Consider the following 25,807-nt stretch of genomic DNA (forward strand, 5'->3'; position numbering starts at 1 on the left):
GATTAGAGCTTGGTTGATCACTGCGCTAGCTGCTAGCTAGTAGCTAACAGATCGAAATTGTAGATGAACTAAGAATTCAGTTATGTATTTTCTGACAACACCTAAATCAAAAACTACCAAATCAAAAACTGCTAAACAAACAACTATTGGTGCTTAGTGCTTGTACTCCACTCCTACCGAGTGCAGTTTTTCTATGCTGCGTTCGGACTGTGGTTCTTGGTGTCGCGCTTCTAAAAGTGGCTTTTTGTCAAGTGGTTTTTTGTCTAAACTTAGCCTTACTACCTGCCCCAAAGTCAGATAGCGTCGTTCGACAATCCCGATCTCTCCTCGCAAAGCATTGAATAGCTTCGGCAGTCTATCGAAATGATATCTACGCAGCCATCGATCCAAATCTTCGAGTTGAGAGCATCCGTAACGCTCCAGCAGATTTTTTGACTCGTGCTGTGCGTCGTTTTCTCGTCGTTTAGAATTGGCTGTTGCGATTAATTGAAATTTGTATAGTCTGAATAGCTTACCTTGCTGGCTCACGTACCACTGCCGATCGCAGGTGAATGGGTTTGGCGATCGCCAGCAGGATATGCAGAGCAATGCGAGTAGTGCAGGACTGAGCAATAAAATTAACAGAGCCGCGATCGCTCGGTCGAGCAGCTTCTGCAATTTCCCACCAATCAGATTTTGTCGCTTTGCTCTTTTTAGTTGAGGTGGTAGGCGCAAAAATGCTGTTTTGTCTGCTTGAGCGCACGCATCAGCCCATATTTCGATCTCTGTCTCCCCAAGATTAGGATCGAGGCATACTCCCTTTAATGATGACAGCTTTAAACGGTTTACCAACCATTCCTGAGTGTCAAGCCCAGAGAGATACATTTTTCTTGTTGTTGATGCTAAATTTACAACCAGATATTGTTGTCGCCACTTCAATTTGTAGCGCAAAAATTGATTAGCTTGGCGCTCTCGCTCGATAGTAGAGCTATTCGGCATAATTCCAGCTTTAGATGTTGACATGTAACGGCTATAGTGTTTCAATTCCCCAAGCAGGGATGAGATCCAGAATCAAAGGCAAATTGGAATCTCTAATAGAGATATTTATTTGCTGACAGGCGAACTGACTTACAAATCAATCTGTTCAAGTATTTTCAAGAGTATGACCTCAACTTGTGTAAAATGGCAATTAAAAAGTTTTAGATTTGTATGTCTTAAATAAGATGACACGTTGGACTTACGTGATTTCGGAAATGATTGAGCAAATTTATACTTATGTTATGCAAAATCCCTTAAAACCACCACGATATTAGCCGGCTTTCACTGTTTCTTTACAGTCAATACTCGAACTATATAAAACTTTTATAAAAAATCTATAAAGCCTACGCAGTACCACTAATCCTTTCGATTAGCAAGTACTAACTTTCCTAGAACAGGACTTAAAAATTTGAGGTTGAATAATTGGCACATTATCTTAACAAGACTTGGCGCACTTGTAATACAATTTTCTGCCAATCAAAATGAGTTGCAGCATACTGCCGACAAGCATCTCTAGAAGGTAACAAACTTGAGTCGGTCAGTAATTCAGCTAATCTCCGAGCGATCGCAGTTGCCTCGCTGGTATCAGCAATTAATTCTGGTGAAAACGGAGCTAAAATTTCTGGCATTCCGCCTATAGGAGTACATAACACGGGAGTACCGCAAGCAAGAGATTCTAAAACTGTTAAACCAAAACCTTCCAATGATTGGCTGGGCATGACACAAAGATCTGCTGCTTGGTAAGCGATCGGTAACTGCTCGTCTGGTAAAAAACCTAGAAATTTTACGTGTTCTTGCAGTTCCATCTCGGCGACTTGTTGTTCTAAAACTTGTTTGAGCGGTCCTTTACCAGCTATAGCCAACCAGACATCAGGGATTTTTGGCTTGATTTGTGCCAGGGCTAGCAGTAACTTGTCTAAACCCATGCGGTGAACCAAGCGACGGGGCGCGAATAGAATCAATCGGTCTGAAGGAAAGTTTAAATGAGTCCGAGCTTGTTGCCGCGATAAGTTGGGCTGGAAGCGTTGTAGGTCAACCCCACCTGGAATGACATTAATTTTGTGCCACGGAACTTGATATGTTTGATGCAAAATCTCGCCAAAGGCACGGCTGAGAACGATAAAGCGATCGCAACGACGATAAACCGTTTTTTCTACCAAGTGCTGTTTTAGCAACACGCTCAGTTGACTGCTACCTTCCTGAGCGCTTTCTAATGCCCAAGGACCGTGGAAAGTGAAGGTTATTGGTACGCCCTTCGGCAAACTCTGCAACAATGGCAAACTATACAGAGCAAAATTCAGGTTAATTGCGTCTGGCTTCTGCAATTGCCGCTCGGCAAAGTTACAACGAGTTGACCATAATCGCTGCCAGAGGGGACGGTCGGGTGCAGCTAAATTGACTAACTCTACTGCGGAGTTATCTAGTATTGGCAAACCTAGACCATATAGGGTAACGCGATCGCCTGTCGCAGCTAGATGATGCGTTAGTTCGTATACGTAGCGGTCTAGTCCTCCTGGCGCGTGCGGAAACCACCCCATACCAACGCAGTCAATCCGTGCAGGTGTAGCTACAGAGTTATCTTGTTTTGGCAAACGATCTGATATCATCTAAGCTCATGACCAAATTAACAATTAACATTACGCTCTAGCGAGAGCCTTTACGCCTGCTGCCGTCACATTTCGGCACTTACAAGCTAGTGTGGCGCAATCCAACCTAGCATGGGAAAGCTTAGCATTGTCAACCAAAGCTAATGAGTCATTTGCATGTCATGTTTCTTGAGAGAGCGAGATGTTTCTGACTTGGGAAAATATGTAACCGATGTTGCTTACGGGCGCACCAAGCTTCGGAATTGGCGATCGCGTCAAGCAAGTCAGCATTCATAGTCAATTTCAGCCTCTCAATCGGTATAAAGTCGGTATAAGCGGATTATACAGATGCGATTGCCCATCTCTACTAGCGCAAAATTCTCAGTTATAATCCCATTCTCCTTCGCAATATAGCAGATGCCTGAAATAAAATCGAAGAATTTTTCCATATTCTCCAAAGTTACTCTGCTCGAAACAATTGCTCCTGAGAAGAACAAGAGTATTTATCACTTACTATGACAGATGTTTTAGAAAGCACCAGCATTAACTACACAACCATAAATCAATTACGAATCGCTCACCAATTTTAATTGTATGACAATTCGTTTACCTCTTCACAAAGTCGTAGTTTTTCTCGGTGAGATAGGGTGCATCTAGAGTCTAGCTATTTTGCCCTTGAGATTTTTGCGCTCGCGATGAGCATGAGTTATGTTAGTTATAGAAACTTTATAACTATCCTCACTTCAAAAATCACACGCTTATGCGGTCTAAAATGACAACTTAGATCGCTTGGAAAATTTTCGATTTATTGAGAATCATTTGCTATTCTGTTGCAGCTCGACTTCCTCTATTCAGTTATACCTATTTCGATTTCAAGAAGCGACACCAAAAATAGTACTAATCGATTTTCTTTTTTTAGAATCTATCGTTTTTGAGACACTTGCCTCAACGAAAAGTCTTGAATGGATTACTAAACTCCTATAATTTGTCACTCAAGAAATAGCGACAAGCTAATTTCACCCAACCTAACTAAACTATTATTTCACTTACTCAAAAGCTAGTTGAGATAAATTAAATAGTAGTTTCCGATTAATTTAAAACTTGGGTTTTCCAAAAGTATCAATAATTTCTGTTATTACCCTACGATATTCTTGAGAATACCTCTCTCGTGTATGATTTGCCCTCACAAATTCCCACGCTCGCCGTGCCATTGCCTTTAACTCTGCTGGAGGTAAGCTAGAGATTTTCTGAATCTCTTTTTGAATTTCTGTTATGGAAGCTTCTTTTAAAATCACTCCATAATCATCTCTGACATCTACACTAGCTTCGTAAGTCACAATTGGGATTAAACTAGCGTGCATACAGGTAATTACACAACCGCCACCACCTTCAGAACACGAAGGATAAATAATGCCGAGACAAGAATTAGCAATTTTTACAAAGTCAGGACTACTAACATCGATCCATCCATAAGTATGAATGTTAGGAGTATAATAAAGTTCTCTATAAAAGGCTTTGTCAAAATCTAGCTCTTTGCTAACCGGACCGCAGATAGTTAAGTGATAATCTGGCATTTCTGCAAAAGCTTCTAAAACTAGATCTAACCCTTTATGAACTGCTCCATTACTACCAAACCATAAAAAACGCCGACAACAAGCAGCAAAGTCTTTTTCTTCTGGAAATGGATAGACTTCAGTTGTCGAAATTGGCACGCGATATATTGGTTTGCGAGCATACTTAAAGGTATTAATCGTAAATTCATTTCCTAAAACGATCGTGCAGTCCGCGTACTCAACTCCTTTATTCGGTGGCTCAAACCTGTTATTGCGTAAAGTTATACCTCTTCTTTGTTGCAAGGCATATAATCGATTGCACTCTGCCGCATTATGAAATACGATATGAGCTGTATCAGCATACAAAATTCTAATACAGTCCCAATCGAGTACTGGAGCTAATCTTTCTAGATTGTGCCGACTATCGAGCACGATAGAATATTTTTTTTGGGGTATAAATAAATCGTTAAATAAGGTAATAACGTCAACGCAATAACCTAAATCTAACAAAATTCTCACCATCTCCACAGTTTCCCAATGATGGGTGTGCTTATTGCAAACTGCTTCAGTAGATTTGGCGAGAAATGGATCGAGGTTATATGAAATTAGAGCGTTTCCTTTGGCAATGCCTTCTGGTTTGAAAGAAGCAACTTTAATACGATTAATTCGACCACTAATTTTGCCAAAAATAAAATTGAAGTAGTGACCCAGACGATGTAAAAAGTTAGCAATCATAGCTGTTCTATTGCTATCTATATTTAGAATATTCATATATCTGAACCCTGTTTTTACCTAAAAACAGAGTTGTTATTTTAGTTTACTGCGAACATTCAGGCTACTATTTTAGTTTACCGCGAACATTATCTGTTCTTAATAACTTGTAACTGTAAAGTCGGAATGACTTTATTCTTTGAAAAATAATTCGTATGGCGAAAAAAATCGTCGTAAGAAACCACGGCTGAGACCGGGAATCTGCGATTGATAAGTTTCTATCGCTTGATGTTTTCGATCGCGAACGGAATTAATCGGTAGTCGATAAGCGCCGTCGAGATCTCTCCCTTGAAGTTGAAATGACAGAGGATTTTGCCAGAAGATCCAAATGGGATATTGTAGTAGCTCTACCTGCATTCCAGACTGAGCGATCGCAGTCCGGACTAGATCGTAAGTTGCTTCATGATCGGCATGAAAATCTTTGCGATGAGGAACGTACACTTCCCCTGGCGCAGTTTTTTGTAACAATTGAACGATCTGCTCGATTAAGTTTTGGCGCGATTCACTGGTCAAGCTAGCCAAAGTACCGTCAATTTGGTCGAGAAAAATAATTTCTGAATCAGCAACCCCAAGAGCATCAAGCGCAGTCTGAGCTTCTTTTTTACGCAAGCTGATAACTTCTGCCGTTTCCATACGATCGAGGAAACCATAGCGCCCGTCAGTCATAAACACGACTTTCACTGGGACTCCCTGCTGCCGTTTGAGGGCGATCGCGCCACCACAGCCTAAAGTTTCATCATCTTGGTGAGGAGCAAAAACGATCGCCGATTTCTGGCTTAGCGCTAGAGGTTTACTTTTACGCGCTATAATCCATAAAAATAATAAATAAGAAGTTAAATTTCTTAGGTGCAAGCCGACAATAACTTTTAGCCTGTTGATAACTTCTTGTACTCTTTGTTTACTAGTCATATTTTTTAATAACCATATTTATCAATCGCTTGTTTCAAACTCAGTATTACAACTATTACAACTTGGACGCGCTATAACTAATAAATACTGAAGCAATTGGAATATATTTTTCATTGGACAATTTAGTCCAAAAGCATAAAACTACGAGCGCTTTAAGCGCGCTCGGCTTTTGACTGCTGACGAAACCAATCAACTGTATAAACTAAGCCTGTTTCTAGAGAAATTTTCGGCTGCCAACCTAATTTATCTAAAGTCAAGGTTATGTTTGCTACTCGCACTTTTTCTACTGGTCGGTCGGGTAAAGCACCAAACAAAGGTTCTATTTGTGGGTTAATTATTTGCGTTAGTTGTTCTACGAGCGAACGAATAGAAACTAAGTTGCCCGAACCCAGATCGAAGGTATATCCTTCAACTCCAGCTACTCTTGCTGCCGCTAGCATACCGTCGATCGCATCATCAACGTAGATCCAGTCAACTTCTCGCGTACCACTGGCTAGTTTGGGAGCTTCGCCTTGGAGTAGAGATAGGGTAACGGAAGGAATAATTTTATGGATGGGTTGTCTGGGTCCGTAGGTCATAAACGGGCGCACGAGAACTACAGGTGTTTGGTAGAGATGGTGAAACATCCTGCTGTAAGCAACACTAGCCCACTTAGCAGCAGAATAGGGTGAAATTGGCGCAATTTCACCCTGTTTTGGTTCTGGTTCCTCTAACGAGCCGATCGTGACTATGCGATCGCACTGCATTTGAGTCGCAACTGTCAAGATATTGACAGTACTCACTACTAAGCTGTGAAATGTGGGCAACACCAACTCTAAACCAGCAACACCAGTAATCAGCCCAGATAAATGAAAGACTATCTGGGGCTGAATTGTCTGAAATAGGTTTTGCACGACTTCTAAATCTTCCACATTGCCTTGCCACCAATGCAGTAATTCACGATCTGTCGTGCGTTCTGTGCGAGAAATAGCATGAACTTCCGCACCATTTTGACATAGGCGATCGCACAAATGAGAACCCAAAAATCCACTCGCACCTGTGACCAAAACTCTCTTTCCCGATAATTCCGCCAGCGCATCACTCATCTTAACTTCAACTATTTGGGCAATAGATTCATCTTCTTTGTCATAGTCTAGATCGCAGTCAGATTGACTCATCTATATATAGATGTATTTTACGAAAATTCTTTATGCTTTCATAGCTGGTTCTGGCTTAGCTTTCAACAGATCGCAGCCCGCTAAAGCGTCTGCTGCTTGCTTGATGACATCAAAACTGAGTTGCGATCGCTCGGCTATGTCTAATAAACTGTATTCGCCATCAGATAAGTTGAGAACCCATAACAAAGCTAGCTCATTCACTTGTTCTTCTGCATGACCGCCTACAGCTCTGTACAGTCCTCTTTTACCCAGGCGTGGTTCGCATTTAGGATTTTGATTTAAGTAAGTGCGATTATTTTCTAATACGTGCAAAATTGACAAGAATTTGGCGAACGAGTCACCTAGATACTCGGGTTGCACGAAGCTCAAATTATCTGCGGAAGTATGATATTCAGAATACTGACCGTGGGAGGATCGCATGAAACAACCTACAGCCAAATTAAACCCGGGAGAACAATATTGCCGTTCGTCATAGCCGTAGGGAAAAAAGTCAATAACTTGATATTCCGAGCCAGAGTGTTGCATGACATGGATTGCAGCTCGATCTATCTGCGTGTCACCCCGGCGACTTCTTTTATAAGTATATTTTCCTGCGTCACCTACGCCAGTAACAACTAAGCCGTGAGCAATTTTATTGACATTTTGCTCGTTTAAAGCTAGCCAGGTCACGGAACCAATCGTACCTGGAATAAACAAAAATCTATAAGAGTATCTTCGTTGTTGAATTTGACTAAGGTGTTTGGCTAACAATGTAGCTAACGATATACCGGAAAGATTATCGTTACATAAAGATGGATGGCAGGTATGGCAGGAAATTAAAATTTCTTCTCGCGTTTCGCCTGGTAAATAATATTCGCCATAGGTCAAATATCCAGGTTCTAAACTCGAATCAATACAAATTTCGTATTCTTCCTCTTCTAGAGATAAAAATTGTGTGTGACTTAAGCAAAAACCCCAAGTTTCTTTATAGTATGAAGTTCGATATGGAATGCGATCGGGATATTCTGGAAGCGTATGTAAATGTGCTTTTAATTCAGATAAACTGACAGTTTTATGTACGGGAACGCTATAGTTCACGACGTGCAAATTGCATTTCTGAAAATCTACGATCTTCTCACCTCTTGAATTTTTGATATAAGCATCTTTAATATTCCATTCTTTTGGTATCGTCCAGTCAAAAACCTCCGTACCTGTAGAAATTTCTGCTATTTCTAAAGGAATGTGTTCTTGAATAATTTTTAGGGTTTCTCGGACTCCATTGCCTGTAATACTACGACAAATTGGATATAATCGAGATATCATTTGATAAATTTGTCGTCCTATATCGTTTGAGGTGAGAGATTTCCTTAAATAAGATAGGTTATGAATACTCGGACTAACTTGAATCATAATTTTACTCCTACAACAAGTTCGTTACTAATTTTATATATGTATTCAAAATTATTTTAACAGGTTCTGTAAATCAAAACTATTTTCGACCAAAAGTAGAAAATTCATCGAAATTGGATGATTCGATCTATTTTAGAGACTTAAGATATTTATATGACATCTGAGCGTCAAATTGAACGAATAATACGTGAGGAGCTTTTCATCAATTTCAAACGCTATATTTTCTCAGATGTTAAGTAGCGTATGGCTCGCTGTAAATCTGCTGGAGTACCGATATCTAAGTATGGTTGGCGATCGCAGATTTCTGCTTCTACTTGCAAACCAGCATCAATTGCTGCTTGAAAAACATCTCCAATCGGAACTTCGCGGGGTGGAGAAGAATTATTGTGTCGCTCTATTTCTAACTTAGCAACAAACTGATGGAGAAACTCTGTAAAACTTGGTTTCCAGACGGCAGCACACCAGCTGTATTGCAATTCACTTTGGGCGGGTTTTTCAATAATTTGCCTTACCCGTCCTCGCGCGTCGAAGTCAACCATACCACCTTTGTGCGAATGCTCAAGCGGTAGCAAGTTGATTGCTACATCTGCATTGCCAGCATAAAGCCTTGTCAGCAAACGCTTGTAGGTATCATTTGGTTGAAAGAGAATATCGGGAAACCCGATCGCGATCGCTGCATCTTGAACAAAAGGATACGCGCGATCGAGGGTATAGGGCACGCCAAAGGGTAAACCTACTACCAGATAGCCTAAATCCAAACCTACGATGTCGCCATCGCCAAAATAGGCAGGAATATCCCATTTTCCAGGGCGTAGGAGAAAGAACGCCTTCCGAATCCCTGCCGTTTGCATCTTTTCCAGTAAGTAATGAGATACAACTTTGGGACGCAGGCTACCATCTGCTTGAGAGCGAAAGCCAATCGGATACAATTCCTTGCTACAAGGCAAGGGAGAAATGCGGGTTGCTTGTCCCCCTGCTGGTAACAGTCCGATGACTTCCTGCTGTGGATTGTAGTTATAAGTTGCCATTTACAGTTATCAGTTGTCAGTTATTAGCGTCCCCTTGCCTCTTAACCAACTACCAACTACCAATTGCCAATTGCCAGTACCCACTACTCACGACTCACTTCCAACAGGATGACTATTTAATTAAAACCGTTTCTAGTAGATCCCATTCCAGATCTTTGCGAGAAATTTCGCTGACTGGTAGCTGCCACTGAATATCCAAAATCGGATCGTTGTAGCGCAGCCCCCGCTCGTATCCAGGCGTATAAGACTTATTCATCTGATACGCTATCTCTGTATTATCGTCAAGAGTTTGATAGCCGTGTGCGAACATTTCTGGAATGTATAGCGCCCTATGATTATCGGCAGTCAACTCCACACAGATGTGAGATAAGTATGTGGGAGAATCGGGACGCAAATCGACAATACAATCGTAGATTGCTCCTTGAGTGCAGCGAACTAACTTTGCCTCTGTTGCTGGAGCTGCTTGGTAATGCATTCCTCGCAACGTACCTTTTTTATGATTGAAGGCAATGCTGCACTGGACGTTAGTAATTTCTAAGCCAAGCGCAGCAAATTCGCGATCGCAAAAAGTCCGCGCAAAAAAACCCCGACTATCCTCTTTTGGCTCTATGTCAATGATGTACGCTCCTTGGAGCGCCGTTTCAGTAAAAAGCATAGGCTTGATAGTGGCATTAGCTAGCTATAGTAGACAAAACCTGTTGCTGAATTGCCGGATAAACTCGTACTTCTGGAATCGGCACGACGAACTGTCCACCCCATTCAGCAATATATGCCATTTGTGTCATAATCTCTTCTTTCAAATTCCAGGGTAAAATCAACACGTAATCGGGCTGTGTTTCGCGGATTTTATCTGGGTGCAGAATTGGAATGTGAGTTCCAGGTAGGAATAAACCTTGTTTGTAAGGACTGCGATCTACGGTATAGTCGATGAAGTCTTTGCCCACACCGCAGTAATTCAGTAGGGTATTGCCTTTAGCTGGCGCACCGTAGGCAGCGATTGTCTTTCCTTGAGATTTAGCTTCGATCAAAAATTTCAGTAGCTTGCGCTTGGTTGCCTTAACTTGTTCGCCAAATGTCAAGTAAGTTTCAATATCTTCCAACCCAGCAGCCGCTTCTTTTGTCTTCAGTTGCTTAACGCGGTTGCTAACTCTTGGCTCTACTGCATTGCTATGCTTGCCGTAAATTCGTAAAGAACCGCCATGCGTCGAGAGTTCTTCGACATCAAACAACGTTAAACCGTGCGCGGCAAACATTTTTTCTACAGTAATGAAGGAGTAGTAAGAAAAATGTTCGTGATAAATCGTGTCAAACTGATTTTGCTGCATTAGTTGCAGTAAGTGAGGAAATTCCATTGTCAAGATGCCATTTGGCTTCAAGACAATTTTCATGCCACCGATAAAGTCATTCACATCGGGAACGTGAGCCAGAACGTTATTTCCCAACAATAGATCTGCCGATTTTCCTTCTGCTACCATTTCTTTAGCCGTATTTACGCCAAAGAATTTTACCCAAGTTGGAATTCCTTTTTCAGATGCTGCTTTAGCAGTGTTTGCAGCTGGTTCTACTCCTAATACTGGAATACCTTTTTGATGAAAATATTGCAGTAAGTAACCATCGTTACTAGCGATTTCAACAACTTGACTAGCTGCATTGAATTTGAATCTTTCTACCATCAACTCGGTATAAGCTTTGGCATGTCTGAGCCAGCTATCCGAATAGGAAGAAAAATAAGCATAGTCACCGTCACCAAAAATGTGTTCGGGAGATTCAAATTCCTCTAACTGTACCAGAAGACAGCGATCGCAGACGTATGTATGGAGTGGATAAAACTTCTCGGCGCGATTCAAGTGTTCTGAAGTTAAATTATCATTTGCTATAGGTGACATACCTAAATTTGCAAAGGTATATCGCAGTTCGTTGCCACAAAAACGACACTTTTTACTCACTATCCGATTTCTCCTACGATTTAAAGCTAAATTACAAAATAAATTCCACTCAAAGAGTGGAAACTGAAGTTTGAGCAAACAGGATTATTTTGGTTGATTCCAAAAGAAATCTTTATCTAACTGTCCTGTTTGCAATAGATACTCCAATTGCTTCAAGCGAGTAAACCCTCTGGAAGTAAATACATCAGCAGTCATTTGAATTCCACTAAACAACTCAAATAACTGTTTTGCTCCCCGCCGTGCATCCCACTCACACTTAAACCCTGGTAGGGTAGAGTTAATCTTCTCAAAACTGACTCGGTAGCTGCGATTATCCGATCCACTGTCCCCGAAACTAACCTGACAGCCCGGAAAAGCTTCTGCCACAATTTCGGCGATTTCTCTTACCTGGTAATTGTGCGCCGTATCCCCGACGTTGAAGATTTGATTGTGAACGATGTCCCGCGGCGCTTCTAGGGCACAAATAATCGCTTTACATATATCTAGCGCGTGTACTAAAGGTCGCCAAGGCGTACCGTCACTCGTCATTTTGATTTCCTTGGTCGTCCATGCCAATCCAGATAAGTTGTTCAGGACGATATCAAAGCGCATCCGTGGCGAAGCACCAAATGCTGTAGCATTTCTCATGAATGTAGGCGAGAAGCTGTCATCTGCCATTGCCGTTAAATCCCGCTCTACTAAAGCCTTACACTCGGCATAGGCAGTTTGCGGATTCACAGGAGAAGCCTCTGTCACATCTCCCTCGGTTGCAACACCGTAGACGCTGCAAGAGGACATGTACACGAAACGACGAATACCAGCAGCTTTAGCTAAGTTCGCTAACCGTACTGAACCTTTGTGGTTAATGTCATAAGTAATATTGGGTGCGAGCTGTCCGGTAGGATCGTTAGACAATTCTGCCATATGAACGATCGCCTCTACACCCTGCAAATCTTCTGTAGTGATGTGGCGAATATCTTTATTTAAGGTTTGAGCCGTCGTCTCAGTCCCGTTATACAACCAGCCAACTTTGTAGAATCCGGTGTCTACTCCTAGAACTTCATGTCCCCGTTTGATTAATAGTGGTGGTAGTAAACAGCCTAAATATCCTTCTGTACCTGTAACTAATACTTTCATTTATAATTATTCTTCCTATACTTTGACTGTGTTTGCCTGGGAAGGGGATTGGGAAATTGCGGCAACAATTGCCTTACCAATCTCTAGCGAAGAGGTAGCAGCTGGGGAAGGAGCATTACAAACGTGCATGGCATTTTTTCCTGGCACGAGTAAAAAGTCATCTACCAAACTACCATCGGCTTTGAGCGCTTGCGCTCTTACTCCCGCGTGAGTTGGCACGACATCTTGTTCTCGTACCTCTGGAATCAATTGTTGTAAACTCCTGACAAAGGCAGCTTTACTCCAAGAACGAACGATTTCTTTAATTCCTTCATCGGCGTGTTTGGCAGCTAATTTCCAAAAAGCTGGATAGGTTAGCACTTCTGCCAAATCCTTGAAGTCAAAATCTGTTTTGTGATAGCCTTCACGCTTGAAACTCAAGACTGCATTAGGTCCAGCGTGAACGCTGCCATCAATCATGCGGGTAAAATGTACGCCCAAGAAGGGGAAAGCAGGATTGGGTACGGGGTAGATCAAGCCTTTGACTAAGTAGCGTTTTTCTGGTACGAGTTCGTAGTACTCGCCACGAAAAGGTACGATTTTGGCTTGGGGATCGGCTCCGCTCTTTTTAGCTATGCGATCGCTTTGCAGTCCAGCACAATTGATCGTAAACTTTGTCTCAAAGCTACCAGAGTTAGTGTCTAGTAGTGTCCTGTTGCTCGTATGTCGGATTCGTTCTACCTTAGTACCGAGCTTTAATTCTCCACCCTGAGCTTGAATTATTTCGACATACTTCTGCGCAACCTTTTTGTAGTCAACGATTCCGGTTGTAGGGACGTGGATTCCTGCCAAACATCTGACATGCGGTTCGTATTCCGCAACTTCTGCCGCACTCAACTTTCTCACGCCCAAGCCATTAGCTATACCTCTTTCATAAAGATTATCTAGTAATGGCAGTTGCGCGGTAGTCGTGGCAATAATGACTTTGCCGCAAACTTCATGAGGAAGATCGTGCTGCTGACAGAACTCTACCATCGAGCGACTGCCTTCTCGACAAAATCTAGCTTTGAAGCTACCTGGCTTGTAGTAAATGCCCGAGTGAATAACGCCGCTGTTATTCCCAGTTTGATGAGATGCCCAATCGTTCTCTTTTTCTAAGACCAGAATCTTGGCATCGGGATAGCAATCGCCTAGCGTCATGGCTGTAGCCAACCCTACTATCCCACCACCAACGATCGCGAAATCATACGTGAGATTATTATTCATGCGATTGAAGTGACTAATATTACACTTGTAAAGGCGAGTTTAATCCTCGACGGTCAATCGTTCACCTAAGAGTTGAGACATCAACCCGCCCCTACTTAACTTTTGACTTATCTACCATACCTTCCAAGGAGCGTTGCCACTATTCCAAAGTTCTTCGAGCAGGTGTTTGTCTCGCAGCGTATCCATCGGTTGCCAAAAACCAGGGTGCTTGTAGGCTGATAGCTCATCCATCTGTGCCAATTTTTGTAATGGTTCTTGTTCCCAAACTGTATTATCATCTTCAATCAAGTCAATCGTTTCTGGTTCTAGAACAAAGAAACCACTGTTGACCCATGCTCCATCGCCATCTGGTTTTTCTCGAAAGCTAGTAATCTTGGTCTGATCTCCTTCCAGATGAATTGCACCAAAGCGTCCCGGCGGTTGGCTGGCGGTTAGAGTTGCTAAAGTATTTTGCTCTTTGTGAAATTTGACTATCTCTTTGATATTTACGCTACTCACGCCGTCGCCGTAGGTGAAGCAGAAAGTTTCATTACCAATATGTTCTCTAACGCGCTTGAGTCTTCCACCAGTCATGGTTTTATCACCCGTATCTACTAGAGTGACTCGCCAAGGCTCGGCATAACCGCAGTGAACGTTCATTTGATTGAAACGCATGTCAAACGTTACGTCTGACATATGCAAAAAATAGTTAGCAAAGTACTCCTTAATTAAGTATCCTTTGTAACCGCAACAGATAATAAAATCATTAATACCAGAGGCAGAGTAAATTTTCATAATGTGCCACAAGATCGGTCTGCCACCAATCTCCACCATCGGCTTTGGTTTGACGGTGGTTTCCTCACTCAGACGAGTCCCAAGCCCTCCAGCCAGTATGACTGCTTTCATGCAAGCACCTCAAAACTTTGCAGGTTTCCTCTTGTCTTTCCAATCGATTGCTTTGTCACTGTTTTGCTAATTTTATAAACAAGTATAAATTAACCATCTGCGTAACAATAGTAGTATGCAGATTGCTTATATAGTGTAAAGACACAGTAAATATACTTTATGGTATATAAAAACTTAGTAAAGAACTTGTCGAACCAAAGCTAAGTTTGTAAACTTTCTGACCTTGTAAATAGCACGATTGGAAATGTTTAATTTGACACTCCAGACTTCCGTGCGCGGCTAAATAGCGTCGAACCCTCACTCATGCTGTTTCTCAAGCTTCTGCTGTCATGCGATCGCCACCACAAGGTCGCTCTCTTCATAGCTCTACTCACACCCTACCTGAATAGTTGTTCAAGCGCAACTCTGTTGCTGCTCCTTCATGTTTGAGCGGCGGTTTGAGACGCGATCGCCAACTTGCAACTTTAACTGAGACTAGTACGAGCTTGATAAGCTAACTACAAAAACTTCTCTTTGTGAGCTTCTATGCGAGCTTCTATTTAGTAGATAAATTCCTTTTATGCAGCTAAAAAGCCATTGAGAACACGTACGTGATGCTATTTTGGCTCGATAAATTCAGTATTCATACGGTTACTTGCTACTTTGAGCTAATGTCATGATCGAGGCTACATTATGACAGGAGTTTAATTAGCTTTATTATCGCTTGTATTTCTTTTTTTCTTGAAGATTTGAGCTAAACAGAATGTTGAAGTCATTATCGAGTTAACTCATTTATATAGTTTTCTCTAAAAACCTAAAATCTATTTCACATTATAACTATATTTTGAAAGAGCTACTATTTTCTATCTATATTTTGAGATTGTCAATGAACGCCCAACTTTTTGTAAGTAAATAAATTATCTTATGATGACGGAACCGATAGCAAGTCATGATTTTATCAGTCATCTTAATACTTTAAAACAAGAGAGGTTCAGCGGGCAATTATTACTGAAAAGCCCTGTAGAACAAGAGTGGATTGTTTATTTATTTCTGGGTAGAATTTTATGTGCTTCTGGGGGAAATCATACCGTTAGACGTTGGTATAGAGCTTTAAAATTGCATTGTCCGCAAGTTGATATTCAACAGTTAAAACTATCTGCCGTTCTCTCTAACGCTTCAAATAGCTCAGATAATTGCTGGGAATGCCACTTGCTCAATGCAGGGATAGAGAAACAGCAAATTACCAGAGAGCAAGCAGGAAAAACGATCGCGGCGATTGTCTCTGAAGTCATGTTTGATATCACTCAAGCCATGCACGTAACATATCAGAGCAAGACAGATAACATTGCATTACCACAATTAGCACTACTCGATCCAGGGCAATTATTATCAGAAGTACAACAAGTTTGGCAGCTCTGGCAAAAAGCAAAAGTTGCCGATCTCTCGCCAAATAAAGCCGCAGTTATTAACCAACCAGAACAGCTTCAGGAACAAGTCTCGCCTGCTGTTTATCAAAATCTAACTAAACTGCTAGACGGACAGCGGACATTGCGAGATCTATCAGTAGTCATGAATCGGGATGCTAAGGATGTCGTTTGTTCTTTGCTACCTTACATTCAAGCAGGTTTAGTCGAACTGATTGATATTCCAGATTTAGCACCGCCAGTCGCTCCAGCAGCGCCAGCCACACCGCCATCCACACCTTCTGGCAAAGGACCGCTCATTGCTTGCATAGACGATAGCCCGTTAGTCTGTCAAAGCATGGAACAAATTTTGACCGCAAACGGCTACAGATTTTTTGCCGTTCAAGATTCTCTCCGCGCGATCGCTGGTTTGTTGAGCCGCAAACCAGACTTAATTTTTTTAGATTTAGTCATGCCAAATACCAATGGATATGAAATTTGCAGCCAGTTACGTAAAGTTTCTGCTTTCCGTATCACTCCCATTATTATCCTCACTGGTAATGATGGCATTATCGATCGAGTTCGTGCCAAAATTGTCGGGGCTTCAGATTTTCTGAGTAAGCCAGTAGATGCAGAAACAGTTTTGTCGGTAACGTCTAAACATCTTAACAGTAATTCTTTGGTAGAAGATCTTTAAAATGACTCATTATGATGTAGCTGTTCTCGTTTGCACTGCCTTAAATCCGATCGCTTGTAATCGATCTAAATACTAGTTTATTTTCATTTGTTCTAGAGGTTGAAGCCATGAGTACAGTTTTAGTCGTCGATGATTCAATGACAGAAATGCAAGTCATCACTAGTTGCTTACAACGCGGTGGTTTAAGCGTTCAAACAGCAACTAGCGGAGAAGAAGCTTTAGTTAAAATTAGCAGTCAAAAACCAGACGTAATTATTTTGGATGTCGTGCTACCAGGTCGGAGCGGTTTTGAACTTTGTCGCGATCTCAAATCAGAAGCAGGAACGAGCATGATTCCTGTTGTCATGTGTTCCACAAAAGGTAGCGAAATGGACAAATTCTGGGGCATGAAACAAGGAGCAGATGCTTATATTACCAAACCTATCGATCAAGAAAAACTACTACAAACTGTCAAGCAACTATTGAAATGATTGGAATTAATGTAACGATTACTTGGCAAATTTGCTAGCCAAGAACTGCTAGGAGAGCGGTCATGATATCGGAATTTACAACCAGGGGTGTAGTAGCAGGAAATCCAAATGCAGAAGAAGCTGCTGGCTCAAAACAGCAGTTTTTGCGATTGCATTTGCCACCAGATACGACTGCCATATTGCCACTAGCCCAAATCGCAGAAGTACTGACCGTACCCACTGCTCAGATCGTACCTATTCCCCATTTACCCGCTTGGGTCATGGGTGTTTATAACTGGCGAGGCGAGATTCTGTGGATTGTCGATCTCGGTCACAAGATCGGACAGGCTCCCCTATACCAACAAGGAACTAGTCGCTCTAGTTACACAGCAGTGGTGATTCACAGCACTCAGCAGGTTGCTGAAAGACAAAGCGATCGCAAAACAGGTAAAAAAGTGCTGGGACTATTGGTCAATCAGGTGGAAGACATGGAATGGTGCAACCCCGATAACATTCAATCCCCTCCCGCGTCTGCTGTCACCCCTGAGTTAGTGCCGTATTTGCGTGGTTATTTTCCCAAACCGAATGGCGAAATCTTGGTGGTGTTAGATGGCGACTCCATCATCGCTGGAATGCCTCAACCAAAAACAGAGACTAGTTGAAATGCTTGAGCTAATTTCATTTTGGTCCATTACTAAACTTGCAGATGAAAGTTTCCATCTCACCCCTGATTTCTAAGTTAACGACTTAAACTATGAATTCTTCTTCCCAACCAAACTCAGCTAAAAATACTCATAAGGGTAACTACAACGAGCCTTTTCATGACGATACGACATTCAACGAGCAGCCAATATCTGAAATTGAAGGTCGGCAAAACTTTAATCAAGATCGTAGCGAACTAGAGCCGAACCAACAACCAAGTCAATCTGGCAAAAAAGGACGCAGTTTGAGGTTCAAAGCCACAGCTATAGCAGTTGCCCTGAGTACGATTCCTGTAGTGGTAATTGGGGCAACTGATTATTTTTTGACCAATCAACAGTTACATAAAGATGTTACGGAAAGTCAACTCTTGCGAAATGAAGCTCTGAGTAAAGAGCTATCAAATTTCATGGTTGAGCGGTATGGCGATATTCAAGTGCTAGCAAATTTACCGATCCTAGCAAATCCTAAAGTAGTAGCAGTGACAACGCCGCAGGAAAAGCAGAGCTTACTAGATCGATATATCAATGCCTATGGGGTATATAGCAGCATTGCTATGTTCGATCTCAACGGCGATACCGTCGTGCAATCTAAAGGGAAACCAATTGCCAATCACAAGGATGCCGAATATTTTCAGCAAGCGCTGAAAACTGGTCGCCCTTTCATTAGTCAACCAGCAGTCACTAAATCAACAGGAAAATTAAGTCTTCGGATCGCCGCACCAGTCAGAGATTCTCTGACTAACCAAATCATTGGTGTCGTTCGCGCTCAAATTCCAGCCGAAGCAGTGAGCCAGTTGCTAGAAAAATATGGTGCGAGCGAACAAGACTTTCTAGTGATTGATGCTAACGGAAAAGTTTTGGGTTCTCAAGATGCCACCAATTTAGGAAAAGAGGCTAAATCGATCTTTCCTAAATTGCAGCAAATGCAAGCAACGCTCGCGAGTGGAGCAACCACTGATATTCATACAACTCATAAAGAAGAACACATCTTGACGTACGCTCCTTTTCCAAAAGTAGAGGGGATACCAGATTTAGGTTGGAGTACTGCAATTGCAAGAGATTCAGCTACAGCATTTGTTGCCCAACAAGGACTGTTATTAAACTTCGGTGTTGGTACGGCGATCGCGGCATTTTTAGTCAGCGCGATCGCTGCTTACTTAGTTAACCGCGCCACTCGTCCCATTTTAGAAGCAGCAGATGCAGTAGAAAAATTGGGTCAGGGAGAGTTGGACACCCGCGTTGCTGTAGAGGGAGAAGACGAACTAGCGGTACTGGGAACTAACATCAACCAGATGGCAAACCAGTTACAAGATCTCTTACACAGCCAAGCTACCCAAACTCAACAAGCTAATTTCCTCTCAGAAATTGCCTCTGCCCGCGATGGTGGTTCGGAAGATTTAGAAACTGTCTTCAGCCAAGCAGTGCAAGGAGCCAGAGAACTTTTACAAGCAGATCGAGTTGTCGTTTATCGCTTTCATCCCACCTGGAGTGGCTATATTGCAGCGGAATCAGTCTTACCTGGTTTGCCGCGCGCCCTCGATAACAATGTTGACGATGCTTGTATTGGCGAACAACTGCTGGAAGAATATAGGCGCGGTCGCGTCGTTCCTACTAGTAACGTCATGGCGGCGGGTTTCCATCCAGAACACCTGCGTTTAATGGAACGATTGCAAATTAAAGCCAATTTAGTTACACCAATCTTGAAAAACGACCAGTTATTTGGCTTATTAATTGCCCATCACTGCGAACAAACCCACACTTGGCAGCAAGAAGAAATTAACTTCCTCAAACAACTAGCATCTCAGCTAGGTGTTATTTTAAATCGCTTGTCATTCCTAGAACAAAAACAAGCTGCGGTAGAGCGAGCGTCAATGGTGAAAGATATCACCATTAAGCTAACTCAAGGACTTGGCGTGCAGGAAATTATGGAAACTGCGGTGCAAGAACTGCGCCAAGCACTCAATAGCGATCGCGTCATCATTTATAGTTTCAACGAGCAGTGGAAAGGCAGAGTAATTGTCGAATCTGTTGGTGAGGGTTTCCCCAAGGCTTTAGGAGCAGATATTGACGATCCCTGTTTTGCCAAAGGTTATGTAGAACGCTATCGTCAAGGGCGAGTGCAAGCAACAGAAAATATATATGATGCGGGATTAACTGATTGTCATATTGCTCAGTTACAACAGTTTGCAGTCAAAGCAAACTTAGTTGCTCCCGTGATTCGTAGTGGCGAACTTTTGGGTCTATTGATCGCTCACCAGTGCGATGCTCCCCGCAAATGGCAGCAAGAAGAAATTGCCATGTTCTCCCAGGTCGCTACTCAAGTAGGACTCGCACTCGATCGCGCCTCTTTGTTGGAACAGCAAAAGAATGCCAGAGAATTCTTACAGCGCCGCGCTTTAGAATTGCTGATGGAAGTCGATCCAGTCAGCCGAGGCGACCTGACGATACGCGCCAATGTCACCGAAGACGAAATCGGGACGATCGCCGACTCCTACAACGCGACAATTAACAGCTTGCGGAAAATCGTAACCCAGGTACAAACTACTGCCAAACAAGTAGCTCATACAACGACGAGTAACGAACGATCTGTCGGCGAACTATCTCAAGAAGCACTACGGCAAACTGAAGCAGTGACTGCGGCTTTGGAGCGGATTCAGCAAATGTCAGATTCAATTCTTGCTGTAGCCAATAGTGCCTCCCAAGCGGAAGCAGCAGTGCAGCAAGCAACTCAAACAGTAGCAGAAGGCGATACAGCCATGAACCGGACTGTGGACGGGATGATGGCAATTCGACAAACGGTGGCAGAAACCTCGAAAAAAGTGAAGCGATTGGGTGAATCGTCTCAAAAGATCTCGAAAGTTGTGAACCTGATCGGTACATTTGCCGATCAAACTAATCTACTAGCACTTAACGCTTCCATTGAGGCGGCTCACGCGGGAGAGCAAGGACGAGGATTTGCAGTGGTAGCTGACGAAGTACGAACCTTAGCACGGCAATCGGCAGAAGCAACGGCAGAAATTGAAAGCTTGGTGAAAGATATTCAGACAGAGACAAACGAAGTTGTAGCAGCAATGGAAGCTGGTACGGAGCAGGTGGTGACGGGTACTGTACTCGTGCATGAAACGCGGCAAAATCTGCTCAAAATTACAGAAGTGAGCCAACAGATCAGCGAACTCGTGGCGGCGATCGCTTCTGCTGCGGCGTTGCAATCTCAGACATCGCAAGTCGTGACGGCAACAATGACAGATGTAGCCGCGATCGCCGACCGCACTTCCAACGAAGCAACTGTAGTATCTGCGGCATTTAAGGAACTCTCAACGCTGGCGCAAGAACTACAAACTAGCGCCAGTCAGTTCAAAGTTAGTTAGTGGTGAGTGGTGAGTGGCTGGTGGCTGGTGGCTGGTGGCTGGAATTGCTCCCTCAGCAACCTTGCGCCCCCATTCTAGCCTTCGGCAAGCCCTTCGGGCTACGAGAAGGGCTTCGCCCTACAGCTGGGCGACTCTCTCTTTCCCCTACTCCCTACTCCCTACTCCCTACTCCCTCGAAGATGTATCAGCTATGCTAAATTCTCGCCTCAAACAAACTCCCCAAGTCTCAAACTCTGAGGTCAAAACATCCTCGCAGCCACCGCGATCGCCACATAAATCTGCTGTTGGCAAACAGCGTCGCGGTCAACCGTGGAATAATTTTAGCTTTCGTACCAAGCTAACTCTATTGCTAATGTTGAGTGCGGCACTGCCTATAGTCGTGGTAACGCAAAGGAATGCTGCTGTGACACGACAAAGAGAAATACAGAACGCTCAAACATTTTTACAAAAAGCTCAAGCTAGTTTCTTATCTAACTATGCCACGTGGGTTGTTACGGAATCAGCTACAGAAGCGAATACGATCGCCGAAGTCGTACAAGCAATGAAGGTTGACCTACGCGATCGGCAGCAGGTAGCAGCTCAGCGCCAGTTTCTCAATACTTTTCTGGGCAAATTTAGCGTTACAGATGGTAGTGGTTCTGTAGAAAAAAACATCCGCGTTATTGTAGGTGCTGACGGAAAAACAGTAGCCCAAAGTATTCGCACCTTATCAGAAGAATATTTAAACTTAGCCGTAGATAAAGTAGAACTCAATCCCCCATACCGCCAAGTCTCTCTTCCAACTGGTATCCATTTAGGGGATGTACCGATCGTCCAACACGCTTTACAAACAGGAAAAGTTTTAAGCGGTCTAGAACTCATTAACAGTAATGTTCTCAAACGCTTAGGGCAAGATAAGCAAGCGAATATTGGTATTCGTCCCCAACCGACAGCAGGTTTACCACCAAGCAAACAACCCTCTCCCAATGGGACTTACAACGTTGATGCGGGGAAAATGGGATTGGTAGGGATGGTAGTGCAGCCAATCTTAGCGAATAAAAAGGTTGTCGGTGCTGTCATCGTCGGTTCTGTAATCAACCAAGCTCCAGGGCAGGTGGATAGTTTTAAAGACTTTGAAAAAGTTTCCTTATCAACCATCTTTGCTCAAGATTGGCGGGTGACAACGACTGTCCCATATACAGACGGTAAATCTAGAGCAATTGGTACGCGAGCTGCAAGAGAAGTTGCAGAGACAGTCCTAGATCGGGGGCAAGAATTTAATGGTCAGACAAATATCTTGGGGCAAACATATCTTACAGCATACAGTCCTCTGTACGACCATGAAAAGATTTTGCATCCAGACAAAGCTAAGCCTGTTGGAATGGCTTTCGTCGGTACACCTTTGGATGAAATAGAAGCTCACATTCGCGAACAGCAACTTTTCGCCTACGGTGTGTCTGGAGGCATGTTGCTGTTAATTGGTTTAGTTGCAATTCCAGTAACAGGCTCTTTTTCTCGACCGCTCAAACGTTTAGCAAGTTTCGCACAACAGATTGGGATTGGAGAGACTGGCACGAGACTGGAAGAAGTCAGCGATCGCCACGATGAAATTGGCATTCTCTCTCAAGAATTGAATCAGATGGCAGCCAATATTGAAGCCAATCTGGAAGCTCGTCGTCAAGAAGCAAAATACGCTCAATTTTTTGGCGATTTGGCAGCGACAACACGAGATTTTCAAACAGTTGAAGACGTGTTAGCTCATACAGTCAAAGTTACCCGCGATATGTTACAGGTAGAGCGAGTAGTAGTCTATCGTTTCAATTCTGATTGGAGTGGACTAGTGGTTGCCGAGGCAGCCATACCTGGCTTACCGTCCTGCCTGAACACGACGATTGCCGATACTTGTATGCAGGCAAAAAAAGCTGAAGAATACAAGAAAGGTCGGGTGAGGGCGATCGACGATATTTATCGAGCAGGCTTTACTGATTGCCACATTCAATTACTTGAAAGATTGAAAATCAAAGCAAATTTAGTTGCACCAATTATTAAAGACGACGAGCTTTTTGGTTTAGTATTTGCTCAATATTGCTCAAAATCTCATCTTTGGGAGCAAGCAGAAATTAATTTTCTAGAGCGCTTAGGATTACAATTAGGGTCATCTTTGCACCGGATCGATCTATTACAAGAACAACAAGATGAAGCTAAGCGCGGCGAGCTACTCAAAGATATCACGCTCAAAATTGCTCAAATCAGCAACCTACAAGATGTACTGAATGTTGCTACTGATAAGATCCGGCAAGCGATCGCCACAGACCGAGTGGTGGTTTACGGTTTAGACCCGACTAACTGGAAGGGGACGATTATAGCTGAGTCGGTGGCTAATGGTTTTCCAGTAGCAATGGGAGCTGAGATTGAAGATCCCTGCTTGAAAAAAGGTCAGGTAGAACGCTACAAAAAGGGACAAGTCACGAGCATTAGCGATATATACAAGGAACCGAGAGTGACTGCTTGTTATCGCAAACAACTCGAACAATTTAGCGTCAAAGCAAATTTAGTCGCGCCAGTTGTGCAGGGCGATCGATTATTTGGTTTATTAATTGCTCATCAATGTTCTGGTGCCCGTGTTTGGCAGCAGCAAGAGATGGACTTTTTCCGGCAATTAGCAACACAAATTGGCTACGCTCTCGATCGTGCATCTCTGTTAGAGCAGCAAAAGAACGCTAGAGAGTTCATGCAGCAACGTGCTTTAGAACTGTTGATGCAAGTCGATCCAGTTAGTCGCGGCGACTTAACAGTACGCGCTAACGTCACCGAAGATGAAATCGGCACGATCGCCGACTCCTACAATGCCACAATTAACAGCCTGCGAAAAATCGTGACGCAAGTACAAACTGCCGCTCGACAAGTAGCCAGCACAACAACTAGCAGCGAACGATCTGTGGGCGAACTGTCTCAAGAAGCGCTGCGGCAAACCGAGGTCATTACTGCGGCACTAGAGCGAATTCAACAGATGTCCGATTCAATTCGTGCTGTAGCAGCAAGTGCTTCCCAAGCAGAAGCAGTCGTGCAACAAGCAACTGAAACGGTAGCAGCAGGAGGTACGACGATGAACCGAACAGTTGAAGGAATGATGGCAATTCGGGACACAGTGACGACAACCTCGAAAAAAGTGAAGCAGTTGGGTGAATCCTCTCAAAAGATTTCTAAAGTCGTGAACTTGATCGGTAGATTTGCCGCTCAAACTAACTTATTAGCATTAAAAGCTTCAATTGAAGCTGCCCGTGCTGGAGAAGAAGGAAGAGGATTTGCCGTACTAGCTGATGAAGTGCGCGTCTTGGCGCGGCAATCGGCAGAAGCAACCGCAGAAATTGAAAGTTTGATTGCCAACATTCAGGCAGAGACAAACGAAGTGGTAGCAGCAATGGAAGCTGGCACAGAACAAGTTGTTTCTGGAACCAAGTTAGTCGATGAAACTCGTCAAAGCTTGAACCAAATTGCCACAGCGAGTCAACAGATCGGCGAACTCGTAGCGGCGATCGCTTCTGCTGCGGTGTTGCAGTCCCAAACATCTGAAGTAGTAACTGCCACAATGACAGATGTAGTGGCGATCGCCGACCGCACTTCCAACGAAGCCACCGTAGTTTCCAGCTCCTTTAGAGAACTCTCAGCACTAGCACAAGAACTGCAAGCTAGTGTCAGTCAGTTCAAAGTTAGTTAGTGGTGCGTGGTGCGTGAGAAGAGATATCAATTTATCTTCCCCGACTCCCGACTCCCGAGTACGGGCGGGTTTTGAACCAAGATTTATTGCCTCATCCGTCAAGCTTGCCCTAAACCCGCCCCTTACGACTCCCTGCTTCCTGCTCCCTGCTCCCTACTCCCTACTCCCTATTCAGTATGGCGATCGACTCTGATATTCGCGACCAGGCTTATCAATTCTTCATTCAAGAAGCTCCAGAGCTATTGCAGCTCATTGAAGAGGAATTGCTGACGCTCAGAACGGAACGCAGCACCGCCAAAGTCCATAACATGATGCGGGCTGCTCACTCAATTAAGGGAGGGGCGGCGAGTGTTGGTCTAGACACGATTAAAACCTTAGCTCATAGCCTAGAAGATATTTTTAAAGGGCTGCACAACCCAGAATTAGATATTAATGCCGAAGTAGAAGGCTTGTTACTAGAAGCTTATGACTGTCTGCGTCTACCATTAATCGAGCAGATTGAAAACGGTCAGTGCAACAACGAGCAGGCAATGGCAACAGCAGAGCCAGTGTTTGCTCGGATCGAATCGAGTATAGGAAATTTCTTGAAAGGAGCGGCGGAGTTACCTAGCTCTGTCGATCTAGGGGTAGATATTGCACTCTCGATTTTTGAGGTGGATGTTGCTCAGGGAATCGAACGGCTCTCGGAGATCGTCACCGATCCTACAGGTCAAGAAATTGCGGGCGAATTGCGAGCGCAAGCAGAAGTATTTGCAGGTATTGCCGAGTTGTTAAACCTGCCAGGATTCGGCGCGATCGCCTCTACCGCAATCGCCGCGATCGAAGCTCATCCAGAGCAAGCTTTACAGATCGCTCAACTCGCCCTAGCTGACTTTGAGGCAGGTAGACAAGCAGTAATGGCAGGCGATCGC

At 43.4% G+C, this 25,807-nt stretch carries 19 protein-coding genes; 7 read left to right on the plus strand and 12 right to left on the minus strand.

What is annotated here, in order from left to right:
* Window positions 1-153 precede the first annotated feature (153 nt).
* The 12 genes from hepC to rfbF form a co-directional block, all read right to left on the minus strand.
* Window positions 154-1,002 (minus strand): heterocyst development glycosyltransferase HepC, encoded by an 849-nt coding sequence (gene hepC / locus ACRC32_RS10040; RefSeq protein ID WP_438553827.1) that lies wholly within the window; start codon window positions 1,000-1,002, stop codon window positions 154-156.
* A gap of 446 nt (window positions 1,003-1,448) precedes the next feature.
* Window positions 1,449-2,624 carry a glycosyltransferase family 4 protein gene (locus ACRC32_RS10045; RefSeq protein ID WP_438553828.1) on the minus strand — a complete coding sequence of 392 codons (1,176 nt, stop codon included), beginning with the start codon at window positions 2,622-2,624 and terminating at the stop codon, window positions 1,449-1,451.
* 1,073 nt (window positions 2,625-3,697) lie between these two features.
* Window positions 3,698-4,927 carry a glycosyltransferase gene (locus ACRC32_RS10050; protein ID WP_438553829.1) on the minus strand — a complete coding sequence of 410 codons (1,230 nt, stop codon included), beginning with the start codon at window positions 4,925-4,927 and terminating at the stop codon, window positions 3,698-3,700.
* Window positions 4,928-5,059: 132 nt separating this feature from the next.
* Entirely contained in the window at window positions 5,060-5,836 is a 777-nt protein-coding gene (locus tag ACRC32_RS10055) for a PIG-L deacetylase family protein (RefSeq protein WP_438553830.1), read from the minus strand.
* Between the two features lie 152 nt (window positions 5,837-5,988).
* On the minus strand, window positions 5,989-6,993 hold the full coding sequence (locus ACRC32_RS10060) for an NAD-dependent epimerase/dehydratase family protein (protein WP_438553831.1): 1,005 nt from the start codon (window positions 6,991-6,993) through the stop codon (window positions 5,989-5,991).
* Between the two features lie 30 nt (window positions 6,994-7,023).
* Window positions 7,024-8,382 (minus strand): DUF4910 domain-containing protein, encoded by a 1,359-nt coding sequence (locus ACRC32_RS10065; protein WP_438553832.1) that lies wholly within the window; start codon window positions 8,380-8,382, stop codon window positions 7,024-7,026.
* A gap of 215 nt (window positions 8,383-8,597) precedes the next feature.
* A complete protein-coding gene (locus ACRC32_RS10070) occupies window positions 8,598-9,410 on the minus strand; it encodes a nucleotidyltransferase family protein (RefSeq protein ID WP_438553833.1) in 813 nt (270 codons plus the stop codon).
* Between the two features lie 112 nt (window positions 9,411-9,522).
* Entirely contained in the window at window positions 9,523-10,065 is a 543-nt protein-coding gene (gene rfbC, locus ACRC32_RS10075) for a dTDP-4-dehydrorhamnose 3,5-epimerase (RefSeq protein WP_192157918.1), read from the minus strand.
* A 16-nt stretch (window positions 10,066-10,081) separates the two neighbouring features.
* Window positions 10,082-11,356: a methyltransferase domain-containing protein gene (locus ACRC32_RS10080; protein ID WP_438553834.1), complete on the minus strand. Its 1,275-nt coding sequence runs from the start codon at window positions 11,354-11,356 to the stop codon at window positions 10,082-10,084.
* An 84-nt stretch (window positions 11,357-11,440) separates the two neighbouring features.
* A complete protein-coding gene (locus tag ACRC32_RS10085) occupies window positions 11,441-12,472 on the minus strand; it encodes an NAD-dependent epimerase/dehydratase family protein (RefSeq protein WP_438553835.1) in 1,032 nt (343 codons plus the stop codon).
* Between the two features lie 15 nt (window positions 12,473-12,487).
* On the minus strand, window positions 12,488-13,717 hold the full coding sequence (gene lhgO / locus ACRC32_RS10090) for an L-2-hydroxyglutarate oxidase (RefSeq protein WP_438553836.1): 1,230 nt from the start codon (window positions 13,715-13,717) through the stop codon (window positions 12,488-12,490).
* A gap of 111 nt (window positions 13,718-13,828) precedes the next feature.
* Window positions 13,829-14,602, minus strand: a complete 774-nt coding sequence (gene rfbF / locus ACRC32_RS10095) for a glucose-1-phosphate cytidylyltransferase (protein WP_317104782.1) — start codon at window positions 14,600-14,602, stop codon at window positions 13,829-13,831.
* Window positions 14,603-15,505: 903 nt separating this feature from the next.
* On the opposite strand from rfbF, the gene ACRC32_RS10100 reads away from it, so the two are divergent.
* The 7 genes from ACRC32_RS10100 to ACRC32_RS10130 form a co-directional block, all read left to right on the plus strand.
* A complete protein-coding gene (locus ACRC32_RS10100; protein ID WP_438553837.1) occupies window positions 15,506-16,681 on the plus strand; it encodes a response regulator in 1,176 nt (391 codons plus the stop codon).
* Window positions 16,682-16,788: 107 nt separating this feature from the next.
* Window positions 16,789-17,151 carry a response regulator transcription factor gene (locus tag ACRC32_RS10105; protein WP_015152324.1) on the plus strand — a complete coding sequence of 121 codons (363 nt, stop codon included), beginning with the start codon at window positions 16,789-16,791 and terminating at the stop codon, window positions 17,149-17,151.
* Window positions 17,152-17,213: 62 nt separating this feature from the next.
* Window positions 17,214-17,792 carry a chemotaxis protein CheW gene (locus tag ACRC32_RS10110; RefSeq protein WP_106546566.1) on the plus strand — a complete coding sequence of 193 codons (579 nt, stop codon included), beginning with the start codon at window positions 17,214-17,216 and terminating at the stop codon, window positions 17,790-17,792.
* Between the two features lie 92 nt (window positions 17,793-17,884).
* Window positions 17,885-21,199 carry a methyl-accepting chemotaxis protein gene (locus ACRC32_RS10115; protein WP_438553838.1) on the plus strand — a complete coding sequence of 1,105 codons (3,315 nt, stop codon included), beginning with the start codon at window positions 17,885-17,887 and terminating at the stop codon, window positions 21,197-21,199.
* Window positions 21,200-21,389: 190 nt separating this feature from the next.
* Window positions 21,390-24,896 carry a methyl-accepting chemotaxis protein gene (locus ACRC32_RS10120; protein ID WP_438553842.1) on the plus strand — a complete coding sequence of 1,169 codons (3,507 nt, stop codon included), beginning with the start codon at window positions 21,390-21,392 and terminating at the stop codon, window positions 24,894-24,896.
* Complete coding sequence (locus ACRC32_RS10125; RefSeq protein ID WP_438553839.1) at window positions 24,871-25,089, plus strand: hypothetical protein; 219 nt, start codon at window positions 24,871-24,873, stop codon at window positions 25,087-25,089. Before ACRC32_RS10120 ends, ACRC32_RS10125 begins: the two co-directional genes overlap by 26 nt.
* The coding region (locus ACRC32_RS10130; protein ID WP_438553840.1) for an Hpt domain-containing protein at window positions 25,073-25,807 on the plus strand (735 nt) is incomplete at its 3' end. The genes ACRC32_RS10125 and ACRC32_RS10130, both read left to right, overlap by 17 nt.

This window comes from Chroococcidiopsis sp. (genome assembly GCF_051657925.1).
GTDB lineage: Bacteria > Cyanobacteriota > Cyanobacteriia > Cyanobacteriales > Chroococcidiopsidaceae > Chroococcidiopsis.

Coding starts and splice junctions, on each gene's coding strand:
- hepC (WP_438553827.1), bottom strand. CDS start 1,002: ATGTCAACATCTAAAGCTGGAATTATGCCGAATAGCTCTACTATCGAG.
- ACRC32_RS10045 (WP_438553828.1), bottom strand. CDS start 2,624: ATGATATCAGATCGTTTGCCAAAACAAGATAACTCTGTAGCTACACCT.
- ACRC32_RS10050 (WP_438553829.1), bottom strand. CDS start 4,927: ATGAATATTCTAAATATAGATAGCAATAGAACAGCTATGATTGCTAAC.
- ACRC32_RS10055 (WP_438553830.1), bottom strand. CDS start 5,836: ATGACTAGTAAACAAAGAGTACAAGAAGTTATCAACAGGCTAAAAGTT.
- ACRC32_RS10060 (WP_438553831.1), bottom strand. CDS start 6,993: ATGAGTCAATCTGACTGCGATCTAGACTATGACAAAGAAGATGAATCT.
- ACRC32_RS10065 (WP_438553832.1), bottom strand. CDS start 8,382: ATGATTCAAGTTAGTCCGAGTATTCATAACCTATCTTATTTAAGGAAA.
- ACRC32_RS10070 (WP_438553833.1), bottom strand. CDS start 9,410: ATGGCAACTTATAACTACAATCCACAGCAGGAAGTCATCGGACTGTTA.
- rfbC (WP_192157918.1), bottom strand. CDS start 10,065: ATGCTTTTTACTGAAACGGCGCTCCAAGGAGCGTACATCATTGACATA.
- ACRC32_RS10085 (WP_438553835.1), bottom strand. CDS start 12,472: ATGAAAGTATTAGTTACAGGTACAGAAGGATATTTAGGCTGTTTACTA.
- lhgO (WP_438553836.1), bottom strand. CDS start 13,717: ATGAATAATAATCTCACGTATGATTTCGCGATCGTTGGTGGTGGGATA.
- rfbF (WP_317104782.1), bottom strand. CDS start 14,602: ATGAAAGCAGTCATACTGGCTGGAGGGCTTGGGACTCGTCTGAGTGAG.
- ACRC32_RS10100 (WP_438553837.1), top strand. CDS start 15,506: ATGATGACGGAACCGATAGCAAGTCATGATTTTATCAGTCATCTTAAT.
- ACRC32_RS10105 (WP_015152324.1), top strand. CDS start 16,789: ATGAGTACAGTTTTAGTCGTCGATGATTCAATGACAGAAATGCAAGTC.
- ACRC32_RS10110 (WP_106546566.1), top strand. CDS start 17,214: ATGATATCGGAATTTACAACCAGGGGTGTAGTAGCAGGAAATCCAAAT.
- ACRC32_RS10115 (WP_438553838.1), top strand. CDS start 17,885: ATGAATTCTTCTTCCCAACCAAACTCAGCTAAAAATACTCATAAGGGT.
- ACRC32_RS10120 (WP_438553842.1), top strand. CDS start 21,390: ATGCTAAATTCTCGCCTCAAACAAACTCCCCAAGTCTCAAACTCTGAG.